Origin of the sequence: Streptomyces iakyrus (assembly GCF_000717055.1) — a bacterium.
Taxonomy (GTDB): domain Bacteria; phylum Actinomycetota; class Actinomycetes; order Streptomycetales; family Streptomycetaceae; genus Streptomyces; species Streptomyces iakyrus.
Genome location: NZ_JNXI01000003.1, coordinates 381,811 through 403,066, shown reverse-complemented (window position 1 = coordinate 403,066; position 21,256 = coordinate 381,811). Strand labels below are relative to the sequence as shown.

General features: G+C 73.5%; 20 protein-coding genes and 1 pseudogene. 9 read left to right on the top strand and 12 right to left on the bottom strand.

From position 1 onward, the window contains the following. Positions 1–26 precede the first annotated feature (26 nt). The 5 genes from OO68_RS06830 to xylB form a co-directional block, all read right to left on the bottom strand. Positions 27–1,199: a bifunctional class I SAM-dependent methyltransferase/NUDIX hydrolase gene (locus OO68_RS06830; RefSeq protein WP_033307213.1), complete on the bottom strand. Its 1,173-nt coding sequence runs from the start codon at positions 1,197–1,199 to the stop codon at positions 27–29. A 3-nt stretch (positions 1,200–1,202) separates the two neighbouring features. After that, positions 1,203–1,601 carry a luciferase domain-containing protein gene (locus OO68_RS06825; protein ID WP_033307212.1) on the bottom strand — a complete coding sequence of 133 codons (399 nt, stop codon included), beginning with the start codon at positions 1,599–1,601 and terminating at the stop codon, positions 1,203–1,205. Positions 1,602–1,695: 94 nt separating this feature from the next. Beyond that, entirely contained in the window at positions 1,696–2,346 is a 651-nt protein-coding gene (locus OO68_RS06820) for an N-acetylmuramoyl-L-alanine amidase (protein ID WP_033307521.1), read from the bottom strand. 269 nt (positions 2,347–2,615) lie between these two features. Then, on the bottom strand, positions 2,616–3,824 hold the full coding sequence (locus OO68_RS06815; RefSeq protein WP_033307211.1) for an ROK family transcriptional regulator: 1,209 nt from the start codon (positions 3,822–3,824) through the stop codon (positions 2,616–2,618). A 15-nt stretch (positions 3,825–3,839) separates the two neighbouring features. Next, positions 3,840–5,285, bottom strand: coding sequence for a xylulokinase (xylB, locus tag OO68_RS06810; RefSeq protein ID WP_033307210.1), 1,446 nt, complete (start codon positions 5,283–5,285; stop codon positions 3,840–3,842). Between the two features lie 131 nt (positions 5,286–5,416). On the opposite strand from xylB, the gene xylA reads away from it, so the two are divergent. Together xylA and OO68_RS06800 are read left to right on the top strand one after the other, a co-directional pair. After that, positions 5,417–6,583 carry a xylose isomerase gene (gene xylA, locus OO68_RS06805; RefSeq protein ID WP_033307209.1) on the top strand — a complete coding sequence of 389 codons (1,167 nt, stop codon included), beginning with the start codon at positions 5,417–5,419 and terminating at the stop codon, positions 6,581–6,583. Between the two features lie 190 nt (positions 6,584–6,773). After that, a complete protein-coding gene (locus OO68_RS06800; protein WP_033307208.1) occupies positions 6,774–7,124 on the top strand; it encodes a hypothetical protein in 351 nt (116 codons plus the stop codon). 27 nt (positions 7,125–7,151) lie between these two features. On the opposite strand, the gene OO68_RS06795 is transcribed toward OO68_RS06800, so the two are convergent. Genes OO68_RS06795 through OO68_RS06785 form a run of 3 tightly spaced genes read right to left on the bottom strand, consistent with a single transcriptional unit; the run spans position 7,152 to position 11,895 of the window. Beyond that, positions 7,152–7,697, bottom strand: coding sequence for a GNAT family N-acetyltransferase (locus OO68_RS06795; RefSeq protein ID WP_033307207.1), 546 nt, complete (start codon positions 7,695–7,697; stop codon positions 7,152–7,154). Then, the gene (locus OO68_RS06790) at positions 7,694–8,968 is read right to left on the bottom strand and encodes an SWIM zinc finger family protein (RefSeq protein WP_033307206.1); all 1,275 of its coding nucleotides are present in this window, start codon (positions 8,966–8,968) and stop codon (positions 7,694–7,696) included. The genes OO68_RS06795 and OO68_RS06790 overlap by 4 nt, the downstream gene beginning before the upstream one ends. Further along, positions 8,965–11,895 carry an SCO1167/SCO6262 family helicase gene (locus tag OO68_RS06785; protein WP_245236919.1) on the bottom strand — a complete coding sequence of 977 codons (2,931 nt, stop codon included), beginning with the start codon at positions 11,893–11,895 and terminating at the stop codon, positions 8,965–8,967. The genes OO68_RS06790 and OO68_RS06785 overlap by 4 nt, the downstream gene beginning before the upstream one ends. Before the next feature lie 158 nt (positions 11,896–12,053). Here OO68_RS06785 and OO68_RS06780 point away from each other — a divergent pair, with 158 nt between their 5' ends. Continuing rightward, positions 12,054–12,236 (top strand): tail-anchor membrane protein, encoded by a 183-nt coding sequence (locus OO68_RS06780; RefSeq protein WP_010040978.1) that lies wholly within the window; start codon positions 12,054–12,056, stop codon positions 12,234–12,236. Between the two features lie 91 nt (positions 12,237–12,327). On the opposite strand, the gene OO68_RS06775 is transcribed toward OO68_RS06780, so the two are convergent. Both OO68_RS06775 and OO68_RS06770 read right to left on the bottom strand, forming a co-directional pair. Continuing rightward, on the bottom strand, positions 12,328–13,191 hold the full coding sequence (locus OO68_RS06775; protein ID WP_033307205.1) for a hypothetical protein: 864 nt from the start codon (positions 13,189–13,191) through the stop codon (positions 12,328–12,330). Between the two features lie 135 nt (positions 13,192–13,326). Continuing rightward, positions 13,327–13,623: a hypothetical protein gene (locus OO68_RS06770; protein ID WP_033307519.1), complete on the bottom strand. Its 297-nt coding sequence runs from the start codon at positions 13,621–13,623 to the stop codon at positions 13,327–13,329. A gap of 99 nt (positions 13,624–13,722) precedes the next feature. Between OO68_RS06770 and OO68_RS47485 the strand changes: the two are divergent. After that, positions 13,723–14,623 (top strand): annotated as a pseudogene (locus tag OO68_RS47485) (oxygenase MpaB family protein). A 9-nt stretch (positions 14,624–14,632) separates the two neighbouring features. On the opposite strand, the gene OO68_RS06760 reads toward OO68_RS47485, so the two are convergent. Further along, a complete protein-coding gene (locus OO68_RS06760) occupies positions 14,633–15,232 on the bottom strand; it encodes a class I SAM-dependent methyltransferase (RefSeq protein ID WP_033307518.1) in 600 nt (199 codons plus the stop codon). A gap of 152 nt (positions 15,233–15,384) precedes the next feature. Here OO68_RS06760 and OO68_RS06755 point away from each other — a divergent pair, with 152 nt between their 5' ends. From OO68_RS06755 to OO68_RS06735, 5 genes are all read left to right on the top strand, one after another. Then, positions 15,385–16,158 carry an MHYT domain-containing protein gene (locus tag OO68_RS06755; protein ID WP_033307204.1) on the top strand — a complete coding sequence of 258 codons (774 nt, stop codon included), beginning with the start codon at positions 15,385–15,387 and terminating at the stop codon, positions 16,156–16,158. Positions 16,159–16,519: 361 nt separating this feature from the next. Continuing rightward, complete coding sequence (locus tag OO68_RS06750) at positions 16,520–19,132, top strand: sensor histidine kinase (RefSeq protein WP_033307203.1); 2,613 nt, start codon at positions 16,520–16,522, stop codon at positions 19,130–19,132. Then, complete coding sequence (locus tag OO68_RS06745; protein ID WP_033307202.1) at positions 19,129–19,566, top strand: roadblock/LC7 domain-containing protein; 438 nt, start codon at positions 19,129–19,131, stop codon at positions 19,564–19,566. The genes OO68_RS06750 and OO68_RS06745 overlap by 4 nt, the downstream gene beginning before the upstream one ends. Before the next feature lie 22 nt (positions 19,567–19,588). Continuing rightward, complete coding sequence (locus OO68_RS06740; RefSeq protein WP_033307201.1) at positions 19,589–19,999, top strand: DUF742 domain-containing protein; 411 nt, start codon at positions 19,589–19,591, stop codon at positions 19,997–19,999. Between the two features lie 126 nt (positions 20,000–20,125). Continuing rightward, entirely contained in the window at positions 20,126–20,731 is a 606-nt protein-coding gene (locus OO68_RS06735) for a GTP-binding protein (RefSeq protein WP_033307200.1), read from the top strand. A gap of 24 nt (positions 20,732–20,755) precedes the next feature. On the opposite strand, the gene OO68_RS06730 is transcribed toward OO68_RS06735, so the two are convergent. After that, positions 20,756–21,184, bottom strand: a complete 429-nt coding sequence (locus OO68_RS06730; protein WP_033307199.1) for a PPOX class F420-dependent oxidoreductase — start codon at positions 21,182–21,184, stop codon at positions 20,756–20,758. Positions 21,185–21,256: the final 72 nt, after the last annotated feature.

The following is a 21,256-nucleotide window of genomic DNA, read 5'->3' as shown; positions in this document are numbered from 1 at the left end:
TGAAAAATCGCACCCCTCTGGGTGCTTCAGCTGTCCCCCGTTCCGGTGGCGTACGGCGTGTAGTGCGCGGGCGTGTGGTCGATCGGCAGTCCGGGCCGCCAGGCGGTGAGGGCCTGCGCACTGCACACGAACAGCTGCTCCGGCAGCCGGCCCAGGGCGAACCAGCGCCAGCGGCCCACGCTCTCCCCGGGCTGGTCCGACGGCTCCCCGCGCCAGCCGGTGACCAGGGCGGGCACGGTCACACGGACGACACCGCCGGCGTCGTCCAGGAGCGTCCCGAGCAGCCGGACGTCCTCGGGCCGTGCCGCGAGGCCCGTCTCCTCGCCGAGCTCCCGCACGACCGTCTCCTGCAACGACTCGCCGGGCTCGACCGTCCCGCCGGGCAGCTCCCACGTCCCGCGCCGGTGCCGGCCCAGAAGCAGCCCGCGCGGACCGTACAGGACCGCACCCACCCCGATCGCCGCGTGCGGCGGCGGCGCCTTGTCGACGCGCGGCCGGGAGGAGACCCGGACGGGCCGGGTCACCCGGAAGAGCCGGTAGGAGGCCCGGTTGCCCTCCTCCGGCGTGTCGAGGACGTCGATCCCCTCCACGCGGAGCCCGTACTCGGTGAGCAGCGCCGTCCAGAGCTCCGGCGTGAGCACCCACATCCGGACGGTGACCTCACCGCCACCCGCCAGCCGCAGCACCTCGGGCCGGGCGGCGACCCGGTCCGACGGTCCGTCACCCCGGCTGTTGCTGTGCAGCACCGTGAAGCAGAGCCTGCCTCCCGGCCTCAGCGCCCCGGCGAGGGCGGGCAGCAGCCGGTGCGGGTCGACGTACGGGACGGCGTTGACGGAGTAGACGACGTCGTACGGCTCCGCCGTTCGCAGATGCTCCACGGCGTCGCCGAGCACCAGCCGCAGCCCGGGCAGTTCGCCGTAGCGTGCCCGGGCCCGCTCGTACTGCCCGGCCGAGGCGTCGACGGCGTCCACCAGCGCGCCGTGGGCCCGGACCAGGTGGGCGGCGTGCCGGGCCGTACCGCACCCGAGGTCCAGCACCCGTCGGCCCGTCAGCTCCCCGAGCACCTCGCTCCCCGGCCCGCCGCCCGCGAACCCCCAGCCGATGTCCGTCACTTCGGGCAGGACCGTGCCCCGTCGCAGATGGTGCGCCCCGTACGCGTCCCAGGCCTCGGCGTTGACCGCCTCCGGTTCGTCCGCCAAGGTTCAGCCGCCCGCCACGGCGTCACGCGGAAGCACGGTGACCCGGCGGAAGTTGCACCCGGCGGGCCGCCGCCCGTCGTCATCGGCGGGGGGCGCCTGGTGGGCCTTGAGGGCGATGCTCACCAGACTCAGCAGCAGGTCGATGTCCGCCTCGCAGTCGAGGTGGATGGTCACCCAGCCCGATCCGGGCAGCAGGTGGATCGCGCTCGAACCAGCGAGGTCGGAATGGATGCGCTGGATGGCCCGGCGAGTGAGGTGGAGGTCCACGTCCCGTGAGGAGTGGAAGTGAACGATCTCGTCACGGACGGAACGGAGCGCCTTTCCGGTACCGCAACTCGCCGGGCCCGCCATGAGGTCGGGCCAGGCCTGCAGGCGCTCCATGGCGCGCTGGGCCAGAGTCATGCCCCCATCGTCGCCTGCTTACCGGTCCGCAACCAGGGGTTGAGCGATTTGTAACCGGGACGTGAGGTGGATCGTAGGGCCTCCGACCTGGTTCTCAGGCGGATTTGACGAGTCTGAGGTAGCGCTTCCAGTCCCAGTGCCGGCCCGGGTCGGTGTGGTCGCTGCCCGGTACCTCGTGATGGCCGATGATGTGGGCCCGGTTCCTCGGGATGTCGTACCTCTCGCAGATCGCCGCGGTGAGCCGGGCCGACCGCTCGTACATGACGTCGGTGAAGTACCCGGGCCGGTCCACCCAGCCTTCGTGCTCGATGCCGATGCTGCGGGTGTTGTAGTCCCAGTTCCCCGCGTGCCAGGCGATGTCGGAATCGCGCACGCACTGCGCGACATGCCCGTCGGAGGAGCGCACCACGTAGTGCGCGGACACCTTCGTCCTGGGGTTCCTGAAGACGGACAGGGTGCCGGAGTAGGTCGTCTGCGCCACGTGGATGACCACGTAGCGCAGTGGGTGGGCGCGCGGGCGGTTCGACGGCGTGTAGTTCCTGCGGCTCGCGGGGTGCCACGCCGCTCCGGGGTGGTCGACGGCCCGGGGACGGGCACCGGCCCGGGTGCCGGAGGCCAGGACGGCGGGGACGGCGGTGAGGGCGGCGCCCACGAGAATGCCACGCCTGCTGGGGACTCGCCTGCTGGGGGAGGGGGTGGTCTCTTCGGTGTTCCGGGCCGTGTGCCGGGCCGTGTTCCGCTTCATGTTCCGTTCCATGGGTGTGTGCCTTCCGGGCTCGGCGGAGGGAGTCTCTTGCTCAGCTGCGGAGCGGCGGCCGTTGCGGCCGCGGCCCGTGTGAGCAAGTTACGGCGCCTGCGGGCCGGTCAGCAGGACGCGGCACGATGCGGTGGACGGGGCCGCGACTGTGGACAACTCCCTCACCCGGTGGGGTGATTGGGACGGAAGGACGAGGCGGAGGGCGGGGCGGAGGGAACCGAACCGGACCTGCCGGCGACTGTGGGCGACAGCCCGTTTCAGGCCTGCCCGGCGACGGCCGCCGGATCGTCCAGCACCGCCCGGACCACCGAGTGCGCGGCCCCCAGCAGCGGGCCCTCAGGGCCCAGTCCGGACACGGACACGGGGCAGACCGGACCTGCCGTACGCCGCGCCAGCTCGTCCCGCAGCGAGGGCAGCAGCCACGGCGCAAGACCCGACAGTTCCCCGCCCAGGACCACGCTCTCCGGGTCGAGCAGGTTGACCGCCCCGGTCAGGGCCACGCCGAAGGCCGTACCCGCGTCGCGCAGGGCACGGCGCACGTTCTCGTCGCCCTGCGCGGCGCGCCCCGCGAGCAGGCCGACCCGGTCCTCGCCGGGTTCCAGGCCGGCCGCGCGCAGCACGGCCTCCTCACCCGCGTACTGCTCCAGGCAGCCCCGGCCGCCGCAGGGGCACTCCGGTCCGTCCGGCCGCACCGGCACGTGACCCAGCTCGCCTGCGAAGCCGCGGGTTCCGCGCAGCAGCCCGCCGTCCACCACGACCGCCGCACCGATACCGATCTCCGCCGAGACGTGCAGGAAGTCGCGGGGCGTGTCCTCACCCAGCCAGAGTTCGGCGAGGGCGCCGAAGTTGGCCTCGTTGTCCACCGTCAGCGGGAGGCCGGCCGGCAGCAGTGTGCCGAGGTCCGTGTCGTGCCAGCCGAGGTTGGGGGCGCGCACGACGGTCCGGGCGTCGCGCGCCACCAGGCCCGGCACGGCCACGGCGAGTCCGGCCGGCCACAGGCCCTCGCCCTCCGCCTCGGCGACGACCTGCCGGATCAGCTCGGTGAGCTCCGCGAGCACGGGCTCAGGGGAGCGGTCGCGGTTCGCCCCCTGCCGTATCGCCCGCGCCCGGGTCGTGCCGCGCAGGTCGACGGCGCAGACCGCGAGATGGTCGACGCCGACCTCCGCGCCGATGCCCGCCGGGCCGCGGCCGCTGACGGCGAGCGCGGAACCGGGCCGGCCCACCCGGCCGGGCCGCTCCGGCCCCAGCTCTTCGAGGAGCCCCGAGCGGATGAGCTCGTCGACGAGCGTCGAGACCGCCGCCCGGGTCAGGCCGATCCGTGAGGCGACGGCGGCCCGGGACAGCGGTCCCTCGGCGCGGAGGGCGTGCAGGACCCGGGCGAGGTTGCGGCGGCGCATGCCCTGCTGGGTGTCGGGCAGCGCGCGTCCCGGTCCCGAGGGGCGGGCCTCGTGCAGCGGTGCGGTCATGACTGACGCCAGTCCTCAGTGGGTGTCCGTGGGCCGCTCCAGCAGCGGAGCCGCGTCGGAGAGTACCCCGGCGATCCTGGCCAGCGTCTCCTCGTCCCGCTCGACGGCGTCGAGCACCGGCCCGGCCGCCGTGTCCCAGCGTCGTGCGACCGCAGCCGGGTCCTCCCCGGTGAGCAGCCCGGCCGCCTGCGCGGCGGCGCCCAGCGCGACCAGCTCCCTGGCCTCCGGTACCTGAACGGGACGCCCCGACAGCCGCCGCACGGTCTGCTGCCAGGCGGCGCCCCGGGCCCCGCCGCCGATCAGCAGCAGGGGATCCGAACGGTTTGCGTCCTCGTCGAGGACCAGGTCGAGCGCACCGAGCAGGGAGTGCACGGCACCGTCGTAGGCGGCCTGGAGCAACTGGCCGGCGGTCGTGTCGTGGCGCAGGCCGTGCAGCAGGCCGGAGGCGTTGGGCAGGTTCGGGGTGCGTTCGCCGTCCAGGTAGGGCAGGAGCGTCACGGCCGTGCCGGGCTCCACGGCCTCACGGTCCAGACCCAGCAGCGCCGCGACACGGTCGACGGCGAGCGTGCAGTTCAGGGTGCAGGCCAGCGGCAGCCAGTCGCCGCGGGCGTCCGCGAAGCCCGCCACCGTGCCGCTCGGATCGGCGGGCCGGTGCCGCGACACGGCATACACCGTGCCCGAGGTGCCGAGGCTCATCACCGGTACGCCCGGCCGCACTCCGAGGCCCAGCGCGGCGGCGGCGTTGTCGCCCGTGCCGGGCGCGACCAGGGTGCCCCGGGAGAACGGCAGGTCGTGGCCGTCGCGCACCGTGCCCGCCACCTCGCCGGGCCGGACCACCCGCGGCAGCAGGGCGGGGTCGAGCCCCACGTGCCCGAGGATCTCCTCGTCGTACGACTCGGTCCCGGAGGCCCACCAGCCCGTCCCCGAGACGTCGCCGCGGTCGGTCGTGCCCTGCCCGGTGAGCCGCTCGGTGAGGTAGTCGTGGGGGAGGCGCACGGCCTTCGTGGCACGCACCGCCTCCGGTTCGTGCTCGGCCAGCCACGCCCACTTCGTGACCGTGAACGAGGCCGCGGGCACGCTTCCGGTGCGGTCGGCCCAGAACTTCGCGCCGCCCAGTTCCTCGGTCAGCCGACGGGCCTGCGGTGCCGAGCGGACGTCGTTCCACAGCAGGGCTGGCCGCACCGGCTCGCCCTGGCCGTCCAGGGTGACCAGGCCGTGCTGCTGCCCGCCGACCGACACGGCGGCGGCCTCGTGCGCCGCATCACCGCACTGGCGCAGGGCCTCGCACAGCGCGTCCCACCACTGGCGCGGATCGGTCTCGCGTCCCGCGCCCGAGGAGACCGAGTGCGGCGCCTGGCCGCTCGCGACCACCCGGCCGGTGGACGCGTCGACCACCAGCGCCTTGGTGGACTGGGTGGACGAGTCCACACCGACGACGAGCGGACCCTCGGCTGCTGACATCGGTCTTCTCCCTACTGCGCGCGGCACGTGTCTCCGTTTCGGAGGCACCTTGTCTCTTCCCAGAGAGGTGCCCGCATACTAATTTGTAAATCGGCATGACGAAATAGCCTCAGCGAGCAAGGAGCCGCGGCATGAGCTTCCAGCCCACCCCCGAGGACAGGTTCACCTTCGGCCTGTGGACCGTCGGCTGGCAGGGACGGGATCCCTTCGGCGACGCCACGCGGCGCGCCCTCGACCCGGTCGAGACGGTGCAGCGGCTGGCCGAGCTGGGCGCCCACGGCGTGACCTTCCACGACGACGACCTGATCCCGTTCGGCTCGGGCGACACCGAGCGCGAGGCGCACATCAAGCGCTTCCGGCAGGCGCTGGACGCCACGGGCATGAAGGTCCCGATGGCCACCACCAACCTCTTCACGCACCCGGTCTTCAAGGACGGCGCGTTCACCGCCAACGACCGCGACGTGCGCCGCTACGCCCTGCGCAAGACCATCCGCAACATCGACCTCGCCGCCGAGCTCGGCGCCCAGGTGTACGTGGCCTGGGGCGGCCGTGAGGGGGCCGAGTCCGGTGCCGCCAAGGACGTCCGCGCGGCCCTGGACCGGATGAAGGAGGCCTTCGACCTGCTCGGCGAGTACGTCACCTCCCAGGGCTACGACCTGCGCTTCGCGATCGAGCCCAAGCCGAACGAGCCGCGCGGCGACATCCTGCTGCCGACCGTCGGCCACGCCCTGGCGTTCATCGAGCGTCTGGAGCGGCCGGAGCTGTACGGCGTCAACCCCGAGGTCGGGCACGAGCAGATGGCCGGGCTGAACTTCCCGCACGGCATCGCGCAGGCGCTGTGGGCGGGCAAGCTCTTCCACATCGACCTCAACGGCCAGTCCGGCATCAAGTACGACCAGGACCTGCGCTTCGGCGCCGGCGACCTGCGTGCCGCGTTCTGGCTGGTCGACCTGCTGGAGTCGGCCGGATACGCCGGTCCGCGGCACTTCGACTTCAAGCCGCCGCGGACCGAGGACCTCGACGGCGTGTGGGCCTCGGCGGCCGGCTGCATGCGCAACTACCTCATCCTCAAGGAGCGCGCCGCCGCCTTCCGTGCCGACCCGGAGGTGCAGGAAGCCCTGCGCGCGGCCCGTCTCGACGAGCTGGCCCAGCCCACCGCCGCGGACGGCCTCCAGGCACTGCTCGCCGACCGGTCGGCGTTCGAGGCGTTCGACGTGGAGGCGGCTGCCGCGCGCGGCATGGCCTTCGAGCACCTGGACCAGCTGGCGATGGACCATCTGCTGGGGGCACGTGGCTGAGTCCACGCGCGCGTGCGGGCCCGGTGTCCTGCCGGGCCCGCCGATCATCCGGGTCGCCGACGGGCCCGGCATGCCCCGGAATCATGCGATCCGCTGGTCATGCCGCGGAATCATGCGATCCATGCCATGAGTCCGTATCAGCTTCCGTGCGCCCCTCCCGGTCCGAGCGGTGCGCGGCGACTCTGTCGGTATGGCCCTGCCGCCTGTACCGCCGCATCCGCCCCGGCCTTCCCGGCGCCGGAATCCGCTGCTGATCCTGCTCGCCGTGCTCGCGGCCGTGGCAGCCGTAGCCATCGTGGTGCTGATGGCCTCGGGCAGGGGCGACTCGCCGGACGCCGAACCGTCCGGCGGGAGCACGAGCCGCTCTCCGGAACCGTCCTTCGGAATCCCCACGCAGCTGCCGACCGGACTGCCGAGCGGGCTGCCGACCCGGCTGCCGTCGGGCTTCCCGACTCGGCTCCCGAGCGATCTGCCCAGCGATCTGCCGAGCGGCTGGGCATCGCTCCTGCCCTCCCTGGACGGGGGCGAGTCGGTGCCCTGACGCCTGCGCCCCGAAGAGGTGTCGCCGTCAAGCGGGCTCTGGGGCTACGAACACCACCATGTCCGTCTCCTCGCCCGGCAGGGGTTCGGGCTCCTGCCATCCGGCCCGGCGGTAGAAGGCCAGCGCGTCCGGGGCGCCGTTCCAGGTCATCAGCCAGGCCCGGCCGCCGGGTGCGCGGGAGCTGAGAGCGGACAGCAGCCGCCGCCCCAGACCGGTACCGCGGGCCCGGGAGCGCACGCCCAGTTCGTCGATCTCGAAGCGGCCCACGAGGAGCTCGTCGACCCGCTCGGCGCCGAGCCGCCGCGTCACCTTTCCGTAAGCGCGGTCGGTCCGGAAGGGCGCCTGGGTGGTCCAGCCCGTGGCGAAACCGTCCACCCCGCCGTCCTCGGACAGCGCCAGCACCGCCCGGAACCCCGGACGACCCACGTCCGTCTCCAGCCGCTGACGGAACTCCACCCGGGTCTCCTCGGCGTCCCGGGGCTGCCAGGGCGGTGCCGTGAAGACCTCGGCGTACGCCTCGGTGAGCTCGTCGGCGACGGTGAGGACGTCCGGGCCGTACCACGTGAGTGTCACAGCAAATTCCCTTCTGCGGGGGCGGGGTCGGCCGACGCCGTGCCCGTCACGGAGGCCAGTGCCGTCGCCGGATCCTGGGCGGGGCCTGCCGCGGGCAGCCAGCGGCCGCGCTCCTTGCGGTAGGGCCACCAGCGGCCGTCCCGGCCGAGGCGCAGCTGGACCGGCCCGCCGGTGACCGTCCACCGGTTGCCCCGCTGCCGCAGCTCCGGTCGTTCTGCGGCGTCCCAGGCCGACTCAAGGGCGGCACGCGCGCGTGCGAGCGTCTCGCCCTCCACACGCCACTCCTCGTCGAGGACGGCGAGTGCGGCCGTCCCGCCGTGACGCCAGGCGCGCACGGCCGTCGCCAGCCCCTCCCGCCCGCGTCCCGACCCGTCGGCGAGCCGGTCGCTCATCTCCCGGCCGGGGTCACCCGCGGCCAGCCGCACGGCGTCCTGCGCCGCCGTCAACTCCTCGTGACCGGTGCCCCGGAGCGCCTCCCCGAGCAGGCGGTGCGCCGCTACGGCCGTCCGCGCGGCCAGGAACGCCAGCGCGGCCGGGTCGATACCGGGGGCGGGGGGTGTCTCGGTGTCCAGGGACGGCGGAAGACCGGGTTCAGCGGGGAGTCCGGGCAGATCCGGGAGCGGGGGCAGGATGGCGCCGGCGGCGTAAGCCTCGGCCGCGTCGACGCCCTCCGGCCCGGAGGAGCTCGCCGCAGCGGCCCCATTGCGCGCCTGAAGGTCCTCCAGCAGGGCGGTTTCGTCGCGTCCGCGCATCAGCAGCAGCACGAAGGGATCCTGGTCCAGCAGCCGTGCCACCTGGTAGCAGAGGGCCGCCGTGTGCCCGCAGTGGTCCCAGGCCTCGCAGTCGCACTCCGGCTCCAGGTCGCCCAGACCCGGCAGCAGTTCGACGCCCGCGTCGGCCGCGTCCTCGACCAGGTGCGGCGGCATCTCCCGGTCGAGCAGCGCCGCCACATGACCGGCCCGTTCCGCCGTCATGTCCAGGAAGTGGTCCCACTGCCCGGACGAGAGCTCCTCCAGCAGCACGTCGGCCCGGTGCGCCGAACCGTCGGGGTCCTGGACGACGGCTGTCAGCCGCCCCGGACGCACCGACACCGCTCCGACAGCGCCCGCGCGGGCAAGCCGGCGGCCCGTCTTGAGCTGCTGGGAGTCCAGCGCCGTGCCCTCCAGGGCCTTCAGCCAGGCCTGGCCCCACCAGGTCTCGGCGAAGCCCCGCCCGTGCGCGGGCGGCAGCGCGGCGAAGGTGCGTTCCATGTCGCCATCGTGCCGAGTCATCGCAGGCCCCCTCGCAGTTCGACCAGGTCAGCCAGTTCCGCGTCCGTCAGTTCCGTGAGCGCCGCCTCGCCGGCGCCCAGGACCGCGTCCGCCAGTTCCCGCTTGCGCAGCAGCAGTTCGGCGATGCGGTCCTCGATCGTTCCCTCCGCGATGATCCGGTGCACCTGTACGGGCCGGGTCTGGCCGATGCGGTACGCGCGGTCGGTCGCCTGTGCCTCGACGGCCGGGTTCCACCAGCGGTCGTAGTGCACGACATGCTCGGCCCGGGTGAGGTTCAGCCCGGTGCCCGCCGCCTTCAACGACAACAGGAACACCGGCACTTCGCCGTCCTGGAAGCGCCGCACCATGGCCTCGCGCTCGGCGACGGGCGTCCCCCCGTGCAGGAACTGGGAGGGTGTGCCGCGGGCGGCAAGGTGCCGTTGGAGGAGGCGGGCCATCTGCACGTACTGCGTGAACACCAGCACCCCCGCCTCCTCGGCGAGGATCGTGCCGAGCAGCTCGTCCAGCAGCTCCAGTTTCCCGGAGCGCCCCGAGATCACGGGCCGCTCCTCCTTGAGGTACTGCGCCGGGTGGTTGCAGATCTGCTTGAGACCGGTCAGCAGCTTCACGATCAGGCCCCGCCGGGCCATGCTGCCGGCGCCGGAGATCTCCGCGAGCGCCTCACGCACCACGGCTTCGTACAGCGCCGCCTGCTCCTGGGTGAGCGACACGGCGTGGTCGGTCTCCGTCTTCGGCGGCAGCTCGGGCGCGATACCGGGGTCCGACTTGCGGCGGCGCAGCAGGAACGGCCGTACGAGCCTGGCCAGCCGGTCGGCCGCGGCCGGGTCCTGACCGCCCTCGACGGCTTCCGCGTACCGCCTGCGGAAGGTGCCGAGCCGGCCCAGCAGCCCCGGGGTCGTCCAGTCGAGGATCGCCCACAACTCCGACAGGTTGTTCTCCACCGGGGTGCCGGTGAGCGCCACACGCGCGCGTGCGCCGATGGAGCGCAGCTGTCGCGCGGTCGAGGAGAACGGGTTCTTCACGTGCTGGGCCTCGTCCGCCACGAGCATGCCCCACGGCACCCCGGCGAGCCGGGGCGCGTCCAGGCGCATTGTGCCGTACGTGGTGAGCACGAACTCCCCGTCCGCCAGGCCGTCCAGGCCGCGCCGCGCTCCGTGGAAGCGCCGCACGGGCGTGCCGGGCGCGAACCGTTCGATCTCCCGCTGCCAGTTGCCCATCAGGGACGTCGGGCAGACCACCAGGGTCGGTCCGGCGGAGGCGGCGTCGGTCTGCCGGTGCAGGTGCAGGGCGATCAGGGTGATCGTCTTGCCGAGTCCCATGTCGTCGGCGAGACAGCAGCCAAGGCCGAGCGATGTCATACCGGCGAGCCAGTTCAAGCCTCGCCGCTGGTAGTCCCGCAGAGTGGCGGCGAGGGCGGCCGGCTGCTCGACGGGCTGCTGCGCCTCCGGGTCCGCGAGCCGCTCCCGGAGGGCCGCCAGCCACCCGGTGGGCCGCACCTCGACCCGGCTGCCGTCCACCTCCGCCCAGCCCGTCAGGGCCGCGCCCAGGGCGTCCACCGGAGTCACCTTGCGGTCCTGCCGGGAGCGGGCCAGGCGCGCCTCCTGAGGGTCGATCAGGACCCACTGGTCGCGCAGTCGTACCACCGGGCGCTTCGCCTCGGCCAGGCGGTCCAGCTCCTCACGGTCCAGCCGTCTGTCACCCAGGGCGAACGACCACGTGAAGGCGAGCAGTGCGTCGGCGGACAGGAACGACGGCATGGCCGCGACGGTCGCCCCGTGTTCCCGCTCGTCGTCGGAAGGCCCCACGTCCGCGCGCGTGCTGAGCTCACGGGACAGCCCCTTCGGCCAGTGCACCTCGACCCCGGCCGCGCTCAGTGCGAGGGCACCCGCCCCGAGCAGCTCGGTGACCTCCTCGTCGGCCAGTTCGGCCGCGTCCGGCACGGTCGCCGACAGCAGGGGGGTGAGCGGGGTCCAGGCCCGGGCCGCCCGGCGCAGGGCGAGCAGTGCGTCCATCCGCGCCCGCGGACCGAAGGCCTCGCCCCCGGTGCCGGCCCAGACGTCCGCGGCGTCCGCGACGAGTGCCGGATCGCTGACGCTGTGCACCTGCAGCACGGCCCGGAACGTCACGTCCGTGCCGTCCTCCGCCGCGTCCGTCAAGCCGTCCGCCTCGATCCGCAGCGACAGCCGTACGCCCGCGTCGTGGCCCGCCGCGACGTCGGCCGTCCAGGCGCGCTGCTCGGGCAGCCGCACCGGCTCCGGCGACGCGTAGGCGGGACCGCCCGTGACCAGCGGCGCGGCGGGGGAGCGGGGCAGCGTGTCGGCGACCGCGTCGAGGAAGGCGCGCAGGAGCTGCTCCGGGTCCGGCAGCCGCAGCGGCCCGTCACCTGCCAGGGGCGCGGCGTGCGCCTCGGGCGGCATCGCGGCGGCCAGGCGGCGCAGCTCCTCGATGTCCTGGGCGCTCAGCGGGCCCGCGCGCCAGGCGTCGTGTTCAGCCGGGGACAGGCCGGGCAGCAGCAGTCCGCGCGCCACGAGGCGCAGGGCGTGCAACGCCGCGGCGCCCCAGAAGACGGTGGAGCGGTGCCCCGGCCCGGCGGCACGCGCGCGCGTGAGGACGGGCAGGGCCGTGCGCACCGGCACCAGGACGGCGGGCATGCTCGCTTCCCCGACCCCGCCGTCATACGGCACGACGACGGTCAGGTCGGCGGCGGACGAGGAGGACACCAGCGGAGGGGCACCGCCGTCGGGCCGCCAGAAGGCGACACTCCCGGTGCGTGCGGGGTCGCCGGGCAGGAACACGGAGCGGCAGAGGGCCAGTTCGGAGATGTCGGAGGAGGGTGCCGGGGGAGTCGGATGCTCGGCTATGGCTGATTCCTCAAATTTGACTAGTGGCAGCGGAGTCGCCGAGAGTACAGCACTTCCGGCGCACATGGGTATGGCAGATGTGTGAGCTGGGTCACCATGGAGGTCTCAGGGGTGCGTCAGGGATGCACCTCAGGGATGTCTCAGGGTCGCGGTCCGGAACCGCCGTGAACGCGGGTCCGTTTTCGAGACAGAGAGCGGCACTGGCCGCGAAGGAGGCGACAGTCATGTCGAAGAACGCCAAGATCGCCGCGGGCGGTGTGGCGGTCGGGCTCATCCTGCTGATCTGGCTGCCCTGGTGGGCATCGCTCCTGATCATCCTGGGAGTCCCGGCCGCCGCGTACCTCACGCTGGACCCATCGCAGCGGCGCAGGCTGCGCCGAGCCACCCGCAAGGAGCTCGGCCGCTGAGGCGCTGACCCGGTGCTGCCCGGCCCGCACCGCAGCGACCCGGCCGAACAGGCTCGGCTCGGCCCAACCCGCTCGGTTCGGCCGACCCCGCTCAGTTCGGCCGTACCGCCATCTTGTCCAGTGCCTCGAGGAGACCCGGCAGTTCCGGCCCCCGGCCCACCGGCAGGACCTCGCCGGGTTCCTCGTCGAGCAGCACGAAAGCGATGTCGTCGGTCCTGGCGACGAGCGACCAGCCCGGACCGTCGGCTCGCAGGGTCCGGGCGTCGCCCGGCGCGAAGGACGACCGGACCCGGCCCAGCGGCGGCGGTGAGTCGATGTAGGTGCGTACCTCCGCGAGCACGCGCCGGATGCCGCTGTGGCCACCCTTCTGCCCGCTCTCCCCGCGCCCGTCCGGACCGTCGGCAGCCCCGCCCTGGTCGTCGGAGGTCGTCCCCGCCGCCGCCCCCGTCGGGAACTCGGCGTCGTCGATCTGCTCCCGCCACGTCGACCACTGCAGCGCGATCTCGTCGGCGCCCAGGCGCCGCTGGGCCGGGCCCCACACGGTGGTGTCCGGCGGAGCCAGCGGGGGCCGGTCGTCGGCCTCCGGGTCGGGATCGTGCGGCGCGGGCACCCCAGGGGCCGCGACGGCGACCGCGAGAGGCCAGCCGGGCAGGGCCGCGACGACCGTGCGCTCGTCGGGCGACAGCTCGTACTCCATGCCGCAGTCCCAGGACGCGATCGCGACGGCCACCAGCGAGACGTCGTCGATGGCCACCGTCCACCGGGCGCCCTCGCCGTCCTGGCCGAGTACCAGGCCGTACCCGTCGGCGAGCGGTGCCAGACCGAGCGCCGCGCATGCCTCTGGGTAGTCGTCGCCCAGCACGCTCGGGAACTTCGCCGGCGTCAGCAGCACCGCCGTCAGCACATAGAGCGCATCGTCCTCGGCGGCGACGGCTTCCTCGTCCGTCCCGGCCATCCCAGCCTCCCCATCGGTTCGTCCACCGGCGCGCACCCTAGTGCGCCTGCAAGCCCCTTGTCACGGCCTCGCATGCGCACGCGGACCTGCAGTTTTCCGGCGGACGGGGCGAATCGGCCTTCCGCTCGGTGCGCATCAGGCCGCCGGCAGCCCCAGCACGTCGCGGGCCACGGTCTCCGGCGACTCGCCGCGTTCCCGGGCGAGCGCGATCACGGCGCGGCAGGCCAGCTCGTTCACGCCGAACGACAGCGCCTCCGGCGACACCCAGCCCGCCGCCTCGTCGGCCCGCGCCCGGTCGTCGTCCGCGCAGGCCGTGACATAGGCCGCCGCGGCCTCGAAAAGATTGCGCGGACGCTTGCCCTCACTGGCCTTCTGCTCCGTTCGCAAGACATCGGCGACCCTTCCCCCGGCTTTGCGGAACCTGCTCCACATGCTGATCACCTGCCCCCTGCGCACCTGCCGTGCCTCGTCGTTCATCTCCTCGCCTCCAACGTAAAGTTGGAGAACCTGTGGCAGAAGGGGGACGGCACGGTGAAGCGCTTCTCGCGGCTCGAACAGATCCGCCGGATGGACCCGTACGAGGAGGCCACCGAGATCTACCGGCTCAGCGTGGCGTACGAGTTCCCCTGGGACTTCGCCCGGGCCCTGGAGCTCGCCCTGTACCGCACCTACGCCGTCCCGGGCATCGGCCGGCTGCTGGCGCGCACGGCGGAGCTCACGGACCGGACGCAGAAGCGCTACGACGACACCGCGCTGCTCCTGGACACCATCGTCGAGCACGGCTTCGGCAGCGACGAGGGCAGGACGGCGATCCGCCGCATCAACCAGATGCACCGCAGCTACGACATCAGCGACGACGACATGCGCTACGTGCTGTGCACCTTCGTCGTGATGCCCAAACGGTGGATCGACGCCTACGGCTGGCGCAGGATGTCACGCCACGAGACCGTCGCGAGCGCCGTCCACTACCGCACCCTGGGCCGGCACATGGGGATCAAGGGCATCCCCGAGTCCTACGAGGAATTCGAGACCTGCCTCGACAGCTACGAGGCCGCCCACTTCGCCTGGGACGAGGACGCCCGGCGCGTCTCGGACGCCACACTCGAGCTGATGGCCTCCTGGTACCCCGGCCCGCTCGCACCCCTGCTGCGCACCACGACCCTCGCCCTGCTCGACGACTCGCTGCTGCGCACCTTCCGCTACACCCCGCCGCATGCCATCACGCGCGCGTGGGTGCGTCGTGCGGTGCGGCTGCGGGGCCGCGCCGTCCGCCTGCTGCCGCCCCGGCGCGCCCCGCACTTCGCCCGCCAGAACTGGGAGATCAAGGGCTACCCGTACGGCTACCGGATCGCCGACCTGGGCACCCGCCCGGTCCCGGGGGGTCCGGGGCTGCCCCGTGCGGCGCGCGGCCGCGGACGCCGAGGCCGGGTGACGCGGTGCCTCAGTCCTCGCGCACGGCGAGCGCCAGGAAACGGGCGTCCTCGTCGACGTAGGACGTCAGGCGCCACCCGGAACACGCCAGCAGCGGACGGAGGTTGGGCTCCGCGCGCAGGTCGTCCGAGGTGATCGAGCGGCCGTGGCGTGCCGCGAGGGCCGCCCTGCCGATCGGGTGGAACAGCGCCAGCACCCCACCCGGGCGTACCACGCGCGCCAGCTCCCGAAGGTTCTCGGCCGGGCTTTCGAGGTGCGAGATGAGGCCCGCCCCGAACACGGCGTCCAGCGACCGCGAGCGCAGGGGCAGCGCGGCGACATCCGTCAGCAGCAACTGCCCGTCACGGTCCCGGCCGGCTCGCGCGGCCTCCCGCAGCATGGCGGGCGTGAGGTCGGCCCCGAGAACCACTCCCGAGGCACCTACGGCGGCGCGCAACGGCGGCAGGGCACGGCCGGTGCCGCACCCCGCGTCGAGCACCCGGTCACCCGCCCGCAGCCCGAGCTCGGCGACGGCGGCGGCGTAGGCCGGACCGTCATCCGGGAACCGGCTGTCCCAGTCGGCGGCGCGGGCGGTGAAGAACTCCTGAAGACGCGTCTGCTCGTCGCTCATGTCCTGCATGATTGCGCACCGGCACGGCTGACGCTTCAGTGCACATGTTCGAGCGTGACCCGATCGTTCCGGTACATCCTTGGGTCATATTCCAACACCTTTCGAAATGCACCCCGTTCGTGCGCCCCTGCCGGGTCTAGCGTCCCGGGGCCATGGGACACCTGGACCACGCAGCCCTGGGGTGGCTGACCCCCGCACTGTCGTACGTGATGGCCTGCATAGGCGCCGCGCTCGGTCTGCGCTGCACCGTCCGCGCGCTCGCCACCACCGGACGCTCGCGCCGCAACTGGCTCGTCACCGCCGCCTCGGCGATCGGCACCGGCATCTGGACCATGCACTTCGTGGCCATGCTCGGCTTCGCCGTCGCCGGTACCGACATCCGCTACGACGTGCCGCTCACTCTGCTGAGCCTGCTCGTCGCCATGGTCGTCGTCTGCGCCGGCGTCTTCGCCGTCGGCTACGGCAGGGACCGCGGCCGGGCCCTGCTCGTCGGCGGGCTCACCACCGGCCTCGGGGTGGCCAGCATGCACTACCTGGGTATGGCGGCCGTCCGGCTGCACGGCGACGTGACCTACGACCCGCTGCTCGTCGGACTCTCCGTCCTGATCGCCGTCGTCGCGGCGACGGCGGCCCTGTGGGCGGCCCTCAACATCAAGTCGCCCGTGGCGGTCACCATCGCGTCCCTGATCATGGGCGCGGCGGTCAGCAGCATGCACTACACCGGGATGTTCGCGGTGGGCGTGCGCGTCTCGCCCTCCGCGGAGGCCCTGCCCGGGGCCACGGCGATGCAGTTCATCTTCCCCCTCGCCGTCGGCCTCGGCTCCTATCTCTTCCTGACCTCGGCCTTCGTCGCACTGTCGCCGACGGCGGGCGAACGCGCGGCGTCCGCCTCGGCCCAGCGGCCGGTGCAGAGCGCCGCCCCCTAGCCGCGCAGCCTGCCACCGGCCGCGTGACGGGCCGGGCGATACGGGCCCGGCACCTTGCGGTCAAGGGACGGTGCACCAGGCCCTCGGAAGCGCCGACGGTTGTGAGGGCCGGCCCTCCGGGGCCAGTGGCGGGCAGGGCGAGGGGCAACAGAGGCGATGTCCGGGCCGACCCAGCGGCCCGGTTGCGCGCCCGGCCACGGCTTGAACGGCCGGCCCCAGCCCGGCCGCTCCGAGCCCGGCGCTGAGCTCTGCGCCCGACGACGCTCCCGAGGGGCCCTAGTACGAGACTGCGCCACCCCGCCCCCCCCGTCCTGCCCAGCCGCCGGCCCCAACGCCCCGACCCACTCCGAGCGAGGAGTCCATGCGAACACCCCGTAGGACCCCCACAGCCGGCGCCGAGGCGCCGTCCCCTCCCGTGCGCGGTCGCCGTGCGCATGCCGGACCACCGGCCGACGAGGGCCCCGAGACAGCCTCGGGCGGCACGCCGGAAGCGCCACCCCCGCGCGCGGAGCGCTGGCACATACGCCCCCGCACCGTCCGCGCCAAGATCGTGTGCCTGCTGATGGTGCCGGTCGTCTCCCTCCTGGCTCTGTGGGCCTACGCCACCGTCACCACCGCCCAGGACGTCTCCGGGCTACGGCAGGTACAGCGCGTCGACGCCACGGTCCGCGCCCCCGTCTCGGCCGCCGTCGCCGCCCTCCAGGCCGAACGCGCCGCCGCCGTACGCCACGCCACCGACCCGTCCGCCGTCCGAACCGGCGAACTGGACGAGCTCGCCCGGCGCACCGACCGGGCCGTCGCAAAACTGCGGCTCGGCAAGAACGCCACCGTCGCCGACAGCGGGGAACTGCCCGCCGGAGTCGCCCAGCGGCTGAAGGACTTCGTCGCCGGTGCCGGGCAACTGCCGGCACTGCGCACCGCGGTTCAGGACCGGCGCGCGGGCTGGGCCGAGACCCACGACCGCTACACCCGGACCATCTCGGCCGCCTTCGGCGTCGGCGGCGCCCTCACCGGCATCCGGGACGCCGACCTCGGCTCCGACGCACGTGTGCTCCTCGAATTCGCCCGGGCGGGCGAGGCACTGGCCCAGGAGGACGCGGTGCTGGCGAGCGCCCGCCTGGACGGAACCCTGACCGGGGAGCGGCTCCGGCTCTTCACCGGTGCCGTCGGCCTGCGCCGCACGCTCACCGAGTCGGCCGTGGCGGACCTGAGCGGCACCGAGCGCTCCGCATGGGACGCCCTCGCCGACAGCAGCGCTTACACCAGCCTGAGCGACGCCGAGAACGGAGTCCTCGCCGGCGGGCCCGGCTCCAAGGCGGTCGACGCGGCACCCGAGAGCACCTGGAACACGGCCCACGCGCGCGTGCAGAACGGCATGCGCGTCATCGAGGACGACGCGGCACGCGGGGTCGCGGAACGGGCCGACCCGTTCACCCGGGGACTGCTCACCCCGGCCGGCGCCGCCGTGCTGCTCGGACTCGCCGCCGTCGCCGCCTCGCTCGTCATCTCCGTACGCATCGGACGCGGCCTCGTGATCGAACTGGTCAGCCTGCGCAACAGCGCCCTGGAGATCGCCCGGCGCAAACTCCCCGACGCCATGCGGAAACTGCGCGCGGGCGAGGAGATCGACATCCGCGCCGAGGCCCCGCCGGGAGCGCCCGCCGAGGACGAGACCGGGCAGGTCGCCGAGGCCCTCGGCACAGTGCACCGCGCCGCGTTGCGGGCCGCCGTGGAACGCGCCGAACTCGCCAGCGGCATCTCCGGTGTCTTCGTCAACCTCGCCCGCCGCAGCCAGATCCTCGTCCACCGGCAGCTGGCCCTCCTCGACAGCATGGAACGCCGCTCCGACGACCCGAACGAGCTGAGCGACCTCTTCCGCCTCGACCACCTCACCACCCGCATGCGGCGCCACGCGGAGAGCCTGATCATCCTCTCCGGAGCCGCCCCCGGCCGGGCCTGGCGCATGCCGGTCTCCCTCACGAACGTGGTCCGCGCGGCCGTATCCGAAGTGGAGGACTACGCGCGCGTGGAGGTGCGTCAACTACCCGAGGCCGCCGTGGCCGGCGCGGCCGTCGCCGACCTCACGCACCTGCTGGCCGAGATCATCGAGAACGCCGCCCAGTTCTCACCGCCCCACACGCGCGTGCGCGTCACCGGAGAGCCGGTCGGCAACGGCTACGCCGTGGAGGTCGAGGACCGTGGCCTCGGCATGGGCAAGGAGACCCTCGCCGAAGCCAACCGCCGCATCGCCCAGTCCGAGGCGCTCGACCTGTTCGACAGTGACCGGCTCGGCCTCTTCGTGGTCAGCAGGCTCGCCGCCCGGCACGACGTCAAGGTCCACCTGAGGACCTCCCCGTACGGCGGCACCACCGCGGTCGTCCTGCTGCCCACCGCTCTGCTCCACACCGGCGCGGCGGAACGGGCCCCCGAAGCGGCGCAACCCGCGCGGCAGCCCGGAGAACGCGCCTACGCGCGTGTGCCCGACGACACCGCCCTCCAGGACGCCGTCCCGGCCCAGGCCGACCTGCGCGCCCTCGTGGCCCCCGTACCGGCCCCCGCGGAGCGCGGGCCCCTGCGCCACCCGGACAGCCCGTACACCGCGGACAACTCGCGTCACGCGGACAACTCGCGTCACGCGGACGGGCCGCGTCACCAGGAGACCCCGAGCCAGACCCCACCCCCAGGAGTCGCCACCTTGCGACTGCACCGCGAGCCGCAGCAGCCCGAAGACTCCGACGACCTCCCGCGCCGCGTACGACAGGCCAGCCTCGCTCCCCAACTGCGCGACAAGCGTCCCGAGGAGCAGCCGTCGGCGCCCCCTCCCCGGGACGACGAGCGCACCCCCGAACTCGTACGGGACCGCATGGCGGCCTACCGCTCCGGATGGGCGCGCGGCGGCGGCAGGCAACCCGGCCGCGGTACCACCCCGGGCCCCGTGACGGGCAGCGACAGCAGCGAAGGAGACCCCGCATGATCCAGGATCCGAGCACACAGTCCGCCCGGCACTCCGGCGAACTCGACTGGCTGCTGGACGATCTGGTGCTCCGCGTGAGCGACGTCCGGCACGCGGTGGTGCTGTCCAACGACGGCCTCGCCGTGGGCGCCTCGACCGGCCTGCGCCGCGAGGACGCCGAGCACCTCGCCGCCGTCGCCTCGGGTTTCCACAGCCTCGCCAAGGGTGCGGGACGGCACTTCGGCGCCGGCGGGGTCCGCCAGACCATGGTGGAGATGGACGAGGGCTTCCTGTTCGTGGCCGCCGCGGGCGACGGATCCTGCCTCGCCCTCCTCACCGCCGTCACCGCCGACATCGGCCTCGTGGCCTATGAGATGGCCCGCCTGGTCAAACGCGTCGGCGAGCACCTCGGCACGGCGCCCCGCACGGCCGCGCAGCCCCCCGCCGCAGGATGAACCGGGAGAACGGTCCGCGCAGATGACCGAGGACATGACGGGCGCCCCGCGCGAGCAGGGCAGCCAGTGGTACGACAACGAGGCCGGCCCGCTCGTCCGCCCCTACGCGATGACGGGCGGACGCACCCGGCCCGGCCCCACCGGCGTCCGGTTCGACCTGATCGCCCTGGTCACCCTGGACCCGGGCGCACCCGGAGTGGACGACGCACCGCTCGGCCCGGAACACCGCAACCTCCTCGACCTGTGCCGCCCGGAGACCCAGTCGGTCGCCGAACTCGCCGCCGGCGCGGACCTGCCCGTCGGCGTGGTCAGGGTGCTCCTCGGCGATCTCCTGGAGCTCGGCTGCGTCACCGTCAGCCGTCCCGTACCACCGGCGCAGCTGCCCGACGAACGGATCCTGCGCGAGGTGATCGAGGGCCTGAGAGCGCTGTAGCCCCCGACGTCCCACGCCGCAACGCTCCACGCCCCCGAAGCCCCGACGCCCCACCGGACCAGACGACCCAGAGCACCCACAGCACTCGCGCATTCACCACACCGGCACTCCTGAGAGAAGTGATCAATGGTCTCCGAGCACTCCGACGCCCCGGGCGGCGAGAGCGCCGCACTGGCGCTGAAGATTCTGGTCGCCGGCGGATTCGGCGTGGGCAAGACCACCCTGGTGGGCGCCGTCAGCGAGATCCGGCCGCTGCGGACCGAGGAACTCCTCAGCGAAGCGGGCCAGTCGGTGGACGACACCGACGGCGTGGACCACAAGACGACCACGACCGTCGCCATGGACTTCGGACGCATCACCATCCGATCCGGTCTGTCCCTGTACCTGTTCGGCACCCCGGGCCAGGACCGGTTCTGGTTCCTGTGGGACGAGTTGTCACAGGGGGCGCTCGGAGCTGTCGTCCTCGCGGACACCCGTCGCCTTGAGGACTGCTTCCCCGCGGTCGACTACTTCGAGCACCGGCGCATCCCCTTCGTCGTGGCGGTCAACTGCTTCGCGGGCGCCAGGCGGCACGGCGCCCCGGACGTCTCGCGCGCACTCGACCTCGACAGGGGCACACCCGTGGTGCTGTGCGACGCCCGGGACCGCGACTCGGGGAAGGAGGTGCTGATCCGGCTCGTCGAGTACGCCGGGCGGATGCACACCGCCCGGCTGCTCGACTCGGTCGGCTGACCGCAAACCAGGGCCGTCCCGCGGTCAGTTCGCGACGTCCCGCTCCGCCAGCACCCTGTCGACGGCGACACGGACGAGGAGTTCGCCGGGCACGCCGTTGCGCGCGCCGAACTCCTCGGCGCGCTCCTCGCCCATGTACCGCGCACCGATCCGGGTGGCCCAGTACCGGATCTCGTCGAGGTCGTCCGAGACCCGGGCACGGCCCCGCAGCACCACGAACGAGTACGGCGGCCGGTCGTCGTCCACGCACAGGGCGATCCGGCCGTCCCGGAGGATGTTGCGCCCCTTCACGCTGTCCTTGCCGGTGTTGAACACCACCTCGTCCCCGTCCAGCAGGAACCAGATCGGGGTCACGTGCGGGCTGCCGTCCGCCCGGACCGTGGACAGCTTCGCGGTGCGGGTGCCGTGGGAGACGAACTCCCGCCATTGCGCGTCGGTCATCTTCTCTGCCATGGCTCTCATCCTCCTTGCCCCGGCCGCGGTCGTGGGGAAGTCTGAGATGGAGATCCTCCGGCCAGGAGGGGA

Bases quoted from the DNA above. Each gene is read 5' to 3' on its own strand.
- OO68_RS06730 (WP_033307199.1), bottom strand. From the start codon at position 21,184: ATGGCAGAGAAGATGACCGACGCGCAATGGCGGGAGTTCGTCTCCCAC.
- xylA (WP_033307209.1), top strand. From the start codon at position 5,417: ATGAGCTTCCAGCCCACCCCCGAGGACAGGTTCACCTTCGGCCTGTGG.
- OO68_RS06735 (WP_033307200.1), top strand. From the start codon at position 20,126: ATGGTCTCCGAGCACTCCGACGCCCCGGGCGGCGAGAGCGCCGCACTG.
- OO68_RS06775 (WP_033307205.1), bottom strand. From the start codon at position 13,191: ATGGCCGGGACGGACGAGGAAGCCGTCGCCGCCGAGGACGATGCGCTC.
- xylB (WP_033307210.1), bottom strand. From the start codon at position 5,285: ATGTCAGCAGCCGAGGGTCCGCTCGTCGTCGGTGTGGACTCGTCCACC.
- OO68_RS06740 (WP_033307201.1), top strand. From the start codon at position 19,589: ATGACCGAGGACATGACGGGCGCCCCGCGCGAGCAGGGCAGCCAGTGG.
- OO68_RS06780 (WP_010040978.1), top strand. From the start codon at position 12,054: ATGTCGAAGAACGCCAAGATCGCCGCGGGCGGTGTGGCGGTCGGGCTC.
- OO68_RS06790 (WP_033307206.1), bottom strand. From the start codon at position 8,968: ATGACTCGGCACGATGGCGACATGGAACGCACCTTCGCCGCGCTGCCG.
- OO68_RS06750 (WP_033307203.1), top strand. From the start codon at position 16,520: ATGCGAACACCCCGTAGGACCCCCACAGCCGGCGCCGAGGCGCCGTCC.
- OO68_RS06800 (WP_033307208.1), top strand. From the start codon at position 6,774: ATGGCCCTGCCGCCTGTACCGCCGCATCCGCCCCGGCCTTCCCGGCGC.
- OO68_RS06760 (WP_033307518.1), bottom strand. From the start codon at position 15,232: ATGAGCGACGAGCAGACGCGTCTTCAGGAGTTCTTCACCGCCCGCGCC.
- OO68_RS06815 (WP_033307211.1), bottom strand. From the start codon at position 3,824: ATGACCGCACCGCTGCACGAGGCCCGCCCCTCGGGACCGGGACGCGCG.
- OO68_RS06820 (WP_033307521.1), bottom strand. From the start codon at position 2,346: ATGAAGCGGAACACGGCCCGGCACACGGCCCGGAACACCGAAGAGACC.
- OO68_RS06825 (WP_033307212.1), bottom strand. From the start codon at position 1,601: ATGACTCTGGCCCAGCGCGCCATGGAGCGCCTGCAGGCCTGGCCCGAC.
- OO68_RS06755 (WP_033307204.1), top strand. From the start codon at position 15,385: ATGGGACACCTGGACCACGCAGCCCTGGGGTGGCTGACCCCCGCACTG.
- OO68_RS06770 (WP_033307519.1), bottom strand. From the start codon at position 13,623: ATGTGGAGCAGGTTCCGCAAAGCCGGGGGAAGGGTCGCCGATGTCTTG.
- OO68_RS06745 (WP_033307202.1), top strand. From the start codon at position 19,129: ATGATCCAGGATCCGAGCACACAGTCCGCCCGGCACTCCGGCGAACTC.
- OO68_RS06785 (WP_245236919.1), bottom strand. From the start codon at position 11,895: ATGTGCGCCGGAAGTGCTGTACTCTCGGCGACTCCGCTGCCACTAGTC.